General features: G+C 62.0%; 13 protein-coding genes. 1 reads left to right on the top strand and 12 read right to left on the bottom strand.

Annotated elements, in window-relative coordinates; all coding sequences use genetic code 11:
- The first annotated feature begins 67 nt into the window (after positions 1-67).
- Positions 68-376 carry a hypothetical protein gene (locus AC5RK6_RS03335; RefSeq protein WP_126134498.1) on the top strand — a complete coding sequence of 103 codons (309 nt, stop codon included), beginning with the start codon at positions 68-70 and terminating at the stop codon, positions 374-376.
- A gap of 142 nt (positions 377-518) precedes the next feature.
- On the opposite strand, the gene AC5RK6_RS03330 is transcribed toward AC5RK6_RS03335, so the two are convergent.
- The 12 genes from AC5RK6_RS03330 to AC5RK6_RS03275 all read right to left on the bottom strand — a co-directional run bounded on the left by AC5RK6_RS03330 (position 519) and on the right by AC5RK6_RS03275 (position 11,104).
- Positions 519-1,358 (bottom strand): TrmH family RNA methyltransferase, encoded by an 840-nt coding sequence (locus tag AC5RK6_RS03330; protein WP_126134499.1) that lies wholly within the window; start codon positions 1,356-1,358, stop codon positions 519-521.
- Positions 1,359-1,400: 42 nt separating this feature from the next.
- Positions 1,401-2,114, bottom strand: coding sequence for a glycerophosphodiester phosphodiesterase family protein (locus tag AC5RK6_RS03325; RefSeq protein WP_274733058.1), 714 nt, complete (start codon positions 2,112-2,114; stop codon positions 1,401-1,403).
- Between the two features lie 77 nt (positions 2,115-2,191).
- Positions 2,192-2,575, bottom strand: a complete 384-nt coding sequence (rplT, locus tag AC5RK6_RS03320; RefSeq protein ID WP_026429412.1) for a 50S ribosomal protein L20 — start codon at positions 2,573-2,575, stop codon at positions 2,192-2,194.
- 37 nt (positions 2,576-2,612) lie between these two features.
- Positions 2,613-2,807: a 50S ribosomal protein L35 gene (gene rpmI, locus AC5RK6_RS03315; RefSeq protein WP_016442851.1), complete on the bottom strand. Its 195-nt coding sequence runs from the start codon at positions 2,805-2,807 to the stop codon at positions 2,613-2,615.
- A gap of 81 nt (positions 2,808-2,888) precedes the next feature.
- On the bottom strand, positions 2,889-3,557 hold the full coding sequence (infC, locus tag AC5RK6_RS03310) for a translation initiation factor IF-3 (protein ID WP_126134501.1): 669 nt from the start codon (positions 3,555-3,557) through the stop codon (positions 2,889-2,891).
- A gap of 287 nt (positions 3,558-3,844) precedes the next feature.
- A complete protein-coding gene (locus AC5RK6_RS03305; protein ID WP_274733053.1) occupies positions 3,845-4,582 on the bottom strand; it encodes a HisA/HisF-related TIM barrel protein in 738 nt (245 codons plus the stop codon).
- Positions 4,572-5,162, bottom strand: coding sequence for a hypothetical protein (locus AC5RK6_RS03300; RefSeq protein ID WP_274733051.1), 591 nt, complete (start codon positions 5,160-5,162; stop codon positions 4,572-4,574). The genes AC5RK6_RS03305 and AC5RK6_RS03300 overlap by 11 nt, the downstream gene beginning before the upstream one ends.
- A gap of 31 nt (positions 5,163-5,193) precedes the next feature.
- A complete protein-coding gene (locus tag AC5RK6_RS03295; RefSeq protein WP_274755668.1) occupies positions 5,194-5,715 on the bottom strand; it encodes a YbhB/YbcL family Raf kinase inhibitor-like protein in 522 nt (173 codons plus the stop codon).
- Between the two features lie 62 nt (positions 5,716-5,777).
- On the bottom strand, positions 5,778-6,677 hold the full coding sequence (gene uppS / locus AC5RK6_RS03290) for a polyprenyl diphosphate synthase (RefSeq protein ID WP_274755667.1): 900 nt from the start codon (positions 6,675-6,677) through the stop codon (positions 5,778-5,780).
- Positions 6,674-7,405 carry a DNA repair protein RecO gene (gene recO / locus AC5RK6_RS03285; protein WP_274778257.1) on the bottom strand — a complete coding sequence of 244 codons (732 nt, stop codon included), beginning with the start codon at positions 7,403-7,405 and terminating at the stop codon, positions 6,674-6,676. Before recO ends, uppS begins: the two co-directional genes overlap by 4 nt.
- Positions 7,406-7,416: 11 nt before the next feature.
- The gene (leuA, locus tag AC5RK6_RS03280) at positions 7,417-9,219 is read right to left on the bottom strand and encodes a 2-isopropylmalate synthase (protein ID WP_274733045.1); all 1,803 of its coding nucleotides are present in this window, start codon (positions 9,217-9,219) and stop codon (positions 7,417-7,419) included.
- A 271-nt stretch (positions 9,220-9,490) separates the two neighbouring features.
- Positions 9,491-11,104, bottom strand: a complete 1,614-nt coding sequence (locus tag AC5RK6_RS03275) for an alpha/beta hydrolase family protein (protein WP_435730920.1) — start codon at positions 11,102-11,104, stop codon at positions 9,491-9,493.

Raw genomic sequence — 11,104 nt, 5'->3', positions numbered from 1 at the left:
ACATGAAGTGACGGCCACCACTTTGCTATGATCGATTTGTTCCATTAATCAACGGAAAGGAGTCGCTATGGCGAACGAATTTGTGGACAAGATTAAGGAAGGCGCAACCGAAGCTTTTGATCGGGCTAAGGAATTCGGTCAGAAGGCTGCTGATAAGGCAGGTCAGCTGGGCGATGCCGCCAAGGAAAAGTTCGAGGACATCAAGGACGAACTAACGGACAAGGACCACGGCGATAAGGCCGCGGAGAAGGCTTCCGATGCCGGTGACAAGGCGAAGGATGCTAGCGAGAAGGTGAAGGACGCTGCCTCCGATGCCGGTGATGCCGCGAAGGAAAAGTTCGAGGACGTCAAAGAGAACCTCTCCGATAACAAGTAAATCCACCATTCAGCAGTAAATCCACCAAAGTAGTGCTGGGTGCACCCGCCACAGGGTAGCCCACGGCGGGCGGCGAAGAAGAATCTTCGCCGCCCGCTTACTTATGTCCGCAGGGCTTTCTTTAGGTGCGGTATGCGTTTATTTAGGGGCGGTGCTGGATCATCGCCGTCGTGCTGGCAAGAATCGCGGCGGCCATAGCAACATTGCAGGATTCGGCTTTCCCGTAGATCGGAATGGCGACCGTTGCATCCACATTGGCGTCCACATCCGCGAAGCCGTGCGCTTCGTTTCCCAGCAGCCAGCATACCGGCCGGGTGAGATCCGGCCCGAGGGGCGGCTGCCCAAGATAAGCGGTGTCATTTGCAGACGTCACCAGGGTGGCAAGATCCCACTCCCCTTCCCCGGTGGCTGCCAAGAAACTGATGCCCGCGCGCTCCAGAACGCCGTCAAGCTTGCTGATGTTAATGGAATCGAGAACCGGCAGATGGAAAATAGAGCCGGCTGAGGATCGAATAACCTTCGGGGACCACAGCTCCACGCTACCGCGGCCAAGGAGCACCGCATCGCATCCGGCCACGTCAGCAGCTCGAATAATGGCACCAACGTTCCCGGGGTCCTGGATATTAGCGGTGGCGAGCACCAGCTTCGCGTCCTTGACCGTCGGGGTGAGCGCGGGAGTTTCCGGAATGTCGATAACGGCCACAACACCGCGCGCATCTTCGGAGAGCGCCTGCATCTCATCGGCATTAAGCGGGTGATGGTACACGTTGGCTTCTTTAATAAGCCCGCCCAAGTCCGGATTGGAGATCAGGCTGGCTTTCGTATAGTAGACGTCGCGAACAAGATTCGCGCGGTGCGCGAGGAGCTCCTGAACAGCCCCGGGACCTTCCACCAGGGTTTGCCGGAAACGTTCGCGCTGCTGGGGCCGGTGTAGGCGGGCTGCGCGGGTGAGTTGGGTATGCGATGCGGGTGTGCTTTTCACGGGTCTTTTTCTTTTTCTATAGCTTGCAGTTTTTCGGTAGCGCTAGGGCCGCACGAATCCGTCGGTGAAAATACCGGCCACGCCCCAGCGTTCCAATTGCCGGGCGCGTTCGGGGTTGTTGATTGTGTAGACGTGCACGTCTCGGCCCGCTGCCCGGACCTCTGCCACCACGGCCGCGGTCACGGCGTCGTCGCTCATGTGCAGATAGCGGGAATCGGTGAGGTCGAGGACGGTGAGCCAATCCGGCCCGAAACTCGTTCGATCAACGAGTGCGCCGCGCGGGATCTCGGGGGCGTGGCGCGCGAATTCGGCCAGTTGCAGGTGCGAGAAAGAGGAGACCAGGGCTCGCTCGGGACCGAGCCTGCGGGCTTGTTCCGCCACCGCGCGCACGAGGGCACGGGCTTGCTGGCCACCTTGCACGCATGGTTTCATTTCGATATTAATACCCATGCTAGTCTCGAGTGCAAAATCAACGAGTTGGGCGAGGGTGGGAATCTTCTCCCCCGCGAAGCCCGGGCTGAACCAGGATCCGGCGTCCAAGGTCTCCAGATCGGCGGCACGCAGCGCATCGACCCGCCCGTGGCCCGTGGTGGTGCGCTCGAGGGTGGCATCGTGGCAGAGCGGGAGCGAGCCATCTGCCGTGATATCCACATCCGTTTCGATCCAGGTAAATCCGGCCTGGTAGGCAGCCCGGAATGCGGCCATCGTGTTTTCGGGGGCGTCGGCGCACAGGCCGCGGTGGGCGAAAAGTTTCATGATTGTAGTCTAAACGCAGCGGCCCGAGTAACGAGGTTTCGTCACTCGGGCCGCTGCTATGTCACGCTTGAAAAAGCTTAGGCAACCTTGGGTGCGTTCACGTCTTCCGGAAGCGCAGCCTTGGCGGCATTGACCACCGCGGTGAAACCGGTGGGATCATTGACGGCCATTTCAGCGAGCTGACGGCGATCAACTTCAATTCCGGCCAGGCCCAGGCCCTGGATGAAGCGGTTGTAGGTCATGCCCTCGGCGCGCACGGCCGCGTTGATGCGGGTGATCCACAGCTTGCGGAAATCGTTCTTCCGCTTCTTGCGGTCGCGGTAGTTGTAGACGAAGGAATGGGTGACCTGTTCCTTGGCCTTGCGGTAGAGGCGGGACCGCTGCCCGCGGTAGCCGGACGCCCGATCTAGGGTAGTGCGACGCTTCTTCTTGGCGTTAACGGAGCGCTTGACGCGTGCCATGTTTTTCTCCTTTTACAAAACTTTTCGTCGGACGAATCTAGCGGCCGAGCAGACGGTTAACTTCGCGAAGGTTGGACTTGTCCACAACCTGGTCGCGCGAGAGCCGACGCTTCCGGGTGGAGCTCTTGTGCTCCAGCAGGTGGCGCTTATTGCGCTGTTCGCGCATGAGCTTGCCGCTTCCCGTCACGCGGAAACGCTTCTTCGCACCGGAGTGCGTCTTCATCTTGGGCATTATTCATCCTCACTCGTGCCCCGGGGGCACATTTGATCTACCAGATCTCCGCGCCCGCGGGCGCGCTTTTCACAAGTCAACTTATTCGGTTGCTGCTGCGTTGCTGTCCGTTTCGGACGATTGTCCGTTGCGTTCCGCCGCGCGCTTGGCTGCTTTCGCGCGCCGGTTTTCACGTTCCGCTTCACGACGACGCCGCTGATCGGACTTCGCTTCGGACTTGCGCCGCGTGGGCGCAAGAACCATGGACATATTGCGCCCGTCAGCGCGAGGTGCTGCTTCGACAGTGGAAATTTCCGCGAGCTCTTCAGCCAGGCCCGAAAGCAGACGCACACCCATTTCCGGACGGGATTGTTCACGGCCCCGGAAACGAAGATCAAACTTGACCTTATCCCCGGCGTTTAGGAAACGTTCCGCCTGCGACTTCTTGGTGTTGTAGTCATTACCGTCAATCTTCAGCCCAATCCGGATGGATTTGATCTGAGTATTGGCTTGGTTACGACGTGCTTCCCGAGCTTTCTGGGCGGATTCGTACTTATATTTCCCGTAGTCCATGAGGCGCGCGACCGGCGGGTTGGAATTCGGAGCAACTTCCACCAGGTCAAGGTTCGCCTCAACGGCTAGGCGGAGCGCATCTTCCGTGCGCACCACACCGACCTGTTCACCGCTGGGGCCAACAAGGCGCACCTTAGGGACGTGGATGCGATCATTTACACGCGGTTCGTTGTTAATTGCAGTTCCTCTGTTCCTCAACGTGGACAACGCACGGAGTACTCCCGAGGTGACACGGCACGCCAGATGGCCATGTTACGAACCCGCTACCCTTTGATATAACCCGATCTTTCCGTTTTCGAAAATTTCTTTTCGAAACAGCAGCCCGGGCGGGCGGCTAGGTGGGATTTCTCCACTTGCGTTCCGGCAGAATGCCGGATTGACCGTACTAGTGTAGCACAGCGCCATGAGTTATGGATAACACCGTGGGTTATTCTCCCCACATACCACGGCGTATATGCAACTCACGGCCGTAACAAGTTCGACGGTTAAGAAAGCTCCGCGAGGGCCTGGGCAACGGTGAAGTTTCCTTCGTAGAAAGCTTTGCCAATAATGACCGAGTCCACGCGACCGGGGCAACCAGCTTCGCCGCTCGCGCCGCTCTCGCTCAGTTCTCGAACCGCGCGCAGATCAGCGAGCGTCGCCATGCCGCCCGAGGCGGTGATATGCGCCGGGCTCAGCGCCGCCACCCGACTAAGCAACTCGAGGTTTGCCCCGGCGAGGGCGCCATCTCGGTTTCGATCTGTAACAACGTAGCGGCGGGCACCGGCGTCGTCGAGAAAATCAATAACTTCGCGTAACTCCCCGACATCGGTACCGGCACCGCGCGCAACCACCCGGGCGCCGTCGACATCAAGACATACGGCCACCCGATCCGCGTGCTGCGCCAGCACCCGCGCCACCCACGCACGATCCCGCAGCGCGGTAGTCGCAAGATTAATGCGTTCCGCGCGGGTGGCGAGGGCGCGCTCGAGTACCTCCGGGCTGTCGATTCCCCCGGAGAGTTCCCAACGCATCGGGCTACTCTCCATGAGGCGCTCTAACAACGCGAAATTATCCCCGGTGCCGTACACAAGATCCAGATCCACCAGGTGAATCCACCGTCCCCCGGCCGCCCGGAAATCTGCGATAGCCACCGCCGGGTCACTCCACGCCTCCGGCCCGCTACCGAGCCGCGCCGAACGCCCCGCCCGGATATCGACGGCAACGAGCAGCTCACAGCTCATCGTTATCCCCCGCAGCGGTTTCCTCGCCAGCCTCGCCACGCATACCTTCCGCGCTTTCCCCGCGGGTCACCTTGCGCAGGATTTTCTCAATATCCTGCTGGGTGAGCTTCGCGGAATCCCACGGGTCACAGTCGGTAATGGAGCGCTCCCCCAGCATGAGCTCCTCAACGATGGGATCTAAAGAATTGAGCAGCAGGCCGGAAGCGATTTCCTCATCGGCTTTGCCTGCGAAGAAACGCCGCGCGCGCACCATCCCGGATACGCCCGGCTCAAAACCGGTGGATTCCTTATCCAGATTCACATCAATGAGGATGGAACCGTAGGGGCTGAGGCGGGAGAGCATGCCGGCAACCGCCGGGGCGTCATCGGAAAGGGAGGCGGGTTCCTCATCAGGATCCGGGCCGGTGATATTACGGATATCCCATTCGTCATACACGGGCGTTGCCAGCTGGCGATACACCAGCGCTCCGGAATGCGTGGCGACCACCTGCACGTCCAGGCCGTGCAGCGCGCAGAGCGCCGCGAGGGTATCCGCGCTATCAAAAGGCGTGAGTACCGCGTATGTGCGCACGTCAGTCATTGAGTTATCCTCCCCTTGCGCTTCGTTTACTTTAGTTGTTTTCCCAGGTGCCGGTGAGTAGGCCGCGGCCGAGCACGTGTTCACGGGCTAGGAAATACGCCACCGCGGGCCGGGTTTCCACATCGATATCCAGAACGGTGTCGAGGGCGAGCACCGCGAAAATATAGCGGTGCGGGCCGTGGCCGGCCGGCGGGGCGGCGCCCTGGAAAGTCGGGGTTCCGCCGTCGTTCTTCAAGGTGAGGGCCGGTGCCGCAAGCGCACCGGAGCCACCGGCCACAATCTCGCTGGTATCCGCGGGCAGATTCGCCACCGTCCAGTGCCAGTATCCGGACGGCGTGGGAGCATCCGGGTCATAGCAGGAGACGAGCAGGCTGACCGTACCCTCCGGCGGGGCATCCCACCCCAGTTGCGGATTGCGGTCCGCACCGCCCGGGGTGCTGCCCGCCCCGGTGGCGCTTTCGGGCAGTGCCTCGCCTTCCGCGAAATCATCGGAGGTGAGGTGAAGATCAACGCTTCCGGCCGGCACTCCGGCGTAGGGATCGTGGGTGGTCATATCCGCTCCTTATGCGTGCTTGGGGCGCCGCGTCCGCGCGGCGGGCGTGCTTGAGTTCCAGTCTAGCGGTCCGTGCCCGTGCCCTCGGGCCTGTTTTTGGCGACGGCGCCCGCGCCCCGCGGCGCGCTCGCAGCACCGGTGCCGGTATCCTGAGGCGCAATCTTGTCGACGGCGCCGCCGAACCGCCGTTCGCGCTGCCCGTAGGCGGCGCAGGCATCCCATAGGGCGCGCCGCTCGAATTCGGGCCAGGGCAGCGGAGAAAAATACAGTTCCGCGTAGGCACTTTCCCACATGAGGAAATTGGAGGTGCGGTATTCCCCGCCGGTGCGGATGAGGAGGTCGACGTCGCGCATCCGCGGAGCGTAGAGCTGGGCGGTTAGGGTGGCTTCGCTAATGCGCTCCGCCGTGAGCTCCCCGCGAGCTACCCGTTCGGCCACCGCGCGCACCGCATCGACAATTTCCGCGCGCCCGCCGTAGTTAATGCACAGATTGAGCACCATGCGGGTATTCCCCGCGGTCAGTTCTTCCGCGGCGTGAATCTCACGCAGCACCGAGCGCCACAGCCGGCCCTCGCGCCCCACCCACTGCACCCGCACGCCCCAGTCGTGGAGTTGATCGCGGTTGGCGCGGATAATATCGCGGGAAAACCCCATGAGGAAACGAACTTCGGCCGGCGAACGCCGCCAATTTTCGGTAGAAAAAGCGTAGACGGATAGCTCCGCGATTCCGAGTTCCAAGGCCCCGGCCACCACGTCCATGAGGGAACGCTCGCCGGCTTTATGGCCTTCGGTACGCGCCAGCCCGCGGGCATTTGCCCAGCGCCCGTTGCCGTCCATCACGATGGCCACGTGCTCGGGCACCCGCCCCAACCGCGGGGGCGTGAGGCCGGGCCGATGGGCCGGGGTGGGCCGCTCCAGGTGGGCCAGATGTGGATGCTCCAGCTTCGGGTGTACTTCTGTCATGATGCCGACCTCACGATCTGCAAGGAACGTACCTTGCGTTCCAGATACCATTGCACGTACGCGGAAATATAGCCGTGCGCGGTTTCCCCCGCGCTCCCGGCAAGCGCGTCGATAATTTCCCAATCCCCGCGGGCTAGCGCGGCGAGGAGCCGCCGCGCGTCTTCCCCCGGATAGGCTGCCCCGCGCGGGGCGCACCGCCGGCACACCAGCCCACCGGCTTGCACGTGGAAGGCGGTGAGGTCCTCCCCGCTACCGCAGAGCGCGCAGGAAGTGACCGCCAGGCCCCACCCGGATACCGCCATGGCACGCAGCAGGTAAGAATCCATAATTGGGTAGGGAGCGTGCTGGCGGGAGGCCAGGGAATTGAGTGCCCCGAGGAGGAGGCGGTAGTGAGCTCGGTCCGGCTCCCTTTCCGCCCCGAGCTTTTCGGCTACTTCCACCATGGTGCTCGCGGCCGCGTAGGCTTCAAAATCAGGCGCGATGGCCCGCCCGAAGGGATTGAGGGTTGCCACTTCCGTGACGACATCAAGGCTGCGCCCCCGGTAGAGCTGCACATCCACGTAGGTGAAGGGTTCCAGGCGCGCCCCGAATCGGGAGCGGGTGCGGCGCACCCCTTTGGCCACGCATCGCACCAGGCCGTGCGCGCGTGCCAGCAGGGTGACGATACGATCCGCTTCCCCCAAGTCCTGCGTGCGCAGGACGATTCCTTCATCCCGATAGAGTTTCACTGGCTCCCAGTTTAGCGGTGCGCGCGATTGACAGCCGAGATAATCGCCTTGAGGCCGGCGCGTGTCGTGGAGGTGTGAATGCCGCAGCCCCACAGCACCTGATCATCGATCTCGCATTCCACATACGCGGCAGCCGAAGCATCCGTACCTTCGCTCAGGGTGTGTTCGGCGTAGTCGAGCACCCGGATATATTCGCCCAGCTGTTCCATCGCGGTCACGAAAGCGTGGATGGGCCCGTTGCCGCTGCCGTGCAGGCTATGTTGCACACCGTCCGCCTGAGTTTCAACGACGGCGCTAATATCGGTCACCCCGCCGCTATGGTTCGTGAATTCCAGCGCGCGCAAGCGGTAACGCCCCCACGGAGTGCTGGCCTTCCCCGGTGCCCCGTGCGCGCCCGCCGGCCCCTGCTCTCCGTAGCCCTGGGAGAGCGGGAGGTATTCGTCCACGAAAATATCCCAGAGGGTATCCGCACTGACTTCTTCTCCGGTGCGTTCTGTCCAGGTCTGCACGATGCGGGACAGCTCGATTTGCATACGCCGCGGCAGATCCAGGTTTCGGGTGGTTTGCATAAGATAGGCCACACCGCCCTTGCCGGATTGGGAGTTGACGCGCACGATGGCATCGTAGGTGCGCCCCACATCTTTCGGGTCAATGGGTAGATAGGGCAGCGCCCAGGGAACTTGCCGCTCATCTCCCCCGGCCGCGGCCAGATCGGATGCCCGGCGCTGCATGCCTTTCTTGATGGCATCCTGGTGGGAGCCGGAGAAGGACGTGTAGACGAGCGAGCCAGCGTAGGGCACCCGCGGCCCCACCTCAATCCCGGTGCATTCTTCGCACACATCCACGATGGCATCAATATCGGAAAGGTCCAGTTCCGGGTCAATTCCCTGCGAATAGAGATTCATAGCAACCGTAATGAGATCAACATTTCCGGTGCGCTCCCCCTGCCCGAAAAGGCAGCCTTCTACCCGGTCGATCCCGGCGAGCATGGCCAACTCAGTGGTGGCGACCCCGGTACCACGGTCATTGTGGTTATGCGCGGAAAGCGCCACGTATTCACGTTTGGGGATATGGCGGGAGAAGTACTCGATTTGATCCGCGTATACGTTTGGGGTGGCGCGTTCTACCGTGGTGGGCAGGTTAATAATAATTTCGCGCTCGGCATCCGGTTGCCACACCTCCATGACGGAGGAACAGACCTCGAGGGCGTAATCAATTTCGGTATCCACGAAGATTTCCGGGGAGTACTCGAAGCCGAAAATGAGATCATCCGGCAAGACTTTCTCGGCGTAGGCCACGATTTCCCGAGTTCCGGCCATGGCTAGTTCGCGGATAGCCTCCTTCGAGGAGCCAAAAACCACATCGCGGAACACCGGCGAGGTCGCGTTATACAGATGCACGGTGGCGCGCGGGAATCCAGCCAGCGCATCGATAGTGCGGTGGATGAGTTCGGGGCGCGACTGGGTGAGGACCGAGACGGTCACATCTTCGGGTACCGCGCCGTCCTCCGCCAGGGAGCGCACGAAATCCCAATCGGTTTGGGAGGCAGCCGGGAAACCAATCTCTATTTCCTTCACGCCGATCTTGACAAGCAGATCAAAAATCCGCCGCTTGCGGATCATATCCATGGGTTCGATAAGAGCCTGGTTGCCGTCCCGCAGATCGGTGGAGAGCCAGCGCGGCGCCTTGGTGATCCGGTTATTGGGCCAGGTGCGATCCGGCAGCGCGATCGGATTGGTGTCGAGGAAGGGCCGGTACTTGTAGAACGGCATTCCCGAGGGGCGCTGACGGTGCGTGTATCCGGAAGTTTTCATGGGGTGGTCACCTTGTCTTCTCTGTGTGGCGGTCAAATTTAAGAACGACGGCGCAGCTTAACCCGCCGCGAGAAGCCGAATAAGCTCGCGGCGGCTCATAAGGAGAAGGCGAGAGGAACCCATACGGATAACTCTAGCCCCTCAGCTAGCTGAATATGCACAGACTTGTCCGAGATGTGAGACATAACGCCCGGGATATGGACGATTACGAAGGGTGACGGCGCGGTGGGCTGGTGGTACCCGGCCGGGCCGCGTTAGTTCAGGGCTGCGGTTAGAGCACCGCCGGAAAGGCGTTCCAGTATCCCAGGCTCATGAGCAGAACCGCCTGGGCGCAGAGGGTGAGGAGGGTCGTCACTCGCGCGATGCGCCCCATGCTCGGCCGCGCACTCCAGCTGCGGAAAACGGCCCGCACGTGCATCCACGCCGCGCCCAGAGCCGCTAGGTGTACAAGGGCAAATCCGCCCTGGACGATGAGAAGATTATGTGAGTAGGTGAGCGCGATATGGGCAACGGCCACCAGGTAGATGAGGAATACCACCGAGGCTCCCACCACGGAAAGCGAAGCGAGATTGAGGGCTGCGCCCGATCTGGAAAAATTCGAGAGTCGATGCCCGCGCACCGGAATCCAGCACACCGCCACCAGCACGATGCTGAGCCCGAGGAGGGCCACCCCGCCCAGCGCGATATAGAGCGCTGTTTGGGCGGTGAACCACCCGCCGGCCGTCAGGGTGGGGGCGACGAATGCCTGCCGGGGTTGGTCACCGGCCACCCGCGGCTGCGCCGTCGCCGTAAAGGGTAAACCGTTAACCCAATCCGCGGTATCTTGCATGGCCGCCTGGGACAGCTGCCGGCGGTTGATCTGGAGGCCGTGGTCCGCGTCTTTGTAGTAGCGCACCGTGAGCGCGCTGTTTCCGGCCTCTTCCAGGTAGTTGCTCATCATCTGCGGGCCCTGGATCGTCGGCATGGAATTATCTGCCGTGCCGTAGAGCATAAGAACCGGCATGGTCATCTGCTTCTCATACGGCGCCGCATCAAAATCAATATAGCGGAAGGTGTCGGGGCCGAAATCCTGGCCGATAAGTTTTGGAATGGCGGCGCGCAGGCGTTCCGGTGCGTGAATCTCCCGCAGGTAGGCGTCGGCCGCGTAGGCCCCCTGCTGGCGGATCGGGAGCACCGGGGCGCTGATAAGAGCCACGTAATTCACCGCCCGCGCGCTGGTGGCCACAATGGGCGCAACGAAGCAGCCTTCGGATACCGCGTACAGGCCGGAGTGGCGCGCATCAACGTCCTCCCAGGAGAGCATCTCGCGGTAGACGTCCTCGAAATCCGCGGCGAGCTGGAGATAGTCACGATGCGTCGTCGTATAGTTCGCTACCCGTTTTTCCGAAACCACCGTAATAATCCCGGTAGAAGCAATAGCTTCGGTTTCCCGCCCGAAATCACGCGCGGAAGAAGTGCCGGTACCGTGAATAAAAAGCATGCCTGGCACCACCGGGCCCGCGCCTACCGGGCGTTTAACAACAGCCGGAATGAGGGTGCCATCCCGCAAGGTGATGGTGACCGTGCTACTCGCCACCTCGTACGTTCCCAGCCGCGCGGTGGGAACCCCGGTGGAAATTGTGGTATCCGCGGTTTGCGGGGCGATCGCGGCGGTCATGGGTTGCGGATTCCACCCCGGGCCGAAAGCACTCCCGATCAGCCCGGCGGCGAGCACCACTATCAGCCAGGTAACGAAACGTTTATGGGTGGGAAGCCAGCGCCGCCAGCCCCGGAGCGCGCTGTGTTCCGGGCCTGCGGCGCTTTCCATTCCGCTGGCTGGCACCAGGGTGCGCCCCGCCGGCGGATTCTCGGCGGGCGGGGTATCGGGATGATCGGTGAAACGCAC

The organism is Actinotignum sp. usb-actsch-213, from assembly GCF_059085665.1.
The sequence above is the reverse complement of the archived record's forward strand: the minus strand, read 5'-3'. Positions and strand labels throughout refer to the sequence as shown.

Bases quoted from the DNA above. Each gene is read 5' to 3' on its own strand.
- AC5RK6_RS03335 (WP_126134498.1), top strand. From the start codon at position 68: ATGGCGAACGAATTTGTGGACAAGATTAAGGAAGGCGCAACCGAAGCT.
- AC5RK6_RS03325 (WP_274733058.1), bottom strand. From the start codon at position 2,114: ATGAAACTTTTCGCCCACCGCGGCCTGTGCGCCGACGCCCCCGAAAAC.
- rplT (WP_026429412.1), bottom strand. From the start codon at position 2,575: ATGGCACGCGTCAAGCGCTCCGTTAACGCCAAGAAGAAGCGTCGCACT.
- rpmI (WP_016442851.1), bottom strand. From the start codon at position 2,807: ATGCCCAAGATGAAGACGCACTCCGGTGCGAAGAAGCGTTTCCGCGTG.
- AC5RK6_RS03305 (WP_274733053.1), bottom strand. From the start codon at position 4,582: ATGAGCTGTGAGCTGCTCGTTGCCGTCGATATCCGGGCGGGGCGTTCG.
- AC5RK6_RS03300 (WP_274733051.1), bottom strand. From the start codon at position 5,162: ATGACTGACGTGCGCACATACGCGGTACTCACGCCTTTTGATAGCGCG.
- AC5RK6_RS03295 (WP_274755668.1), bottom strand. From the start codon at position 5,715: ATGACCACCCACGATCCCTACGCCGGAGTGCCGGCCGGAAGCGTTGAT.
- uppS (WP_274755667.1), bottom strand. From the start codon at position 6,677: ATGACAGAAGTACACCCGAAGCTGGAGCATCCACATCTGGCCCACCTG.
- leuA (WP_274733045.1), bottom strand. From the start codon at position 9,219: ATGAAAACTTCCGGATACACGCACCGTCAGCGCCCCTCGGGAATGCCG.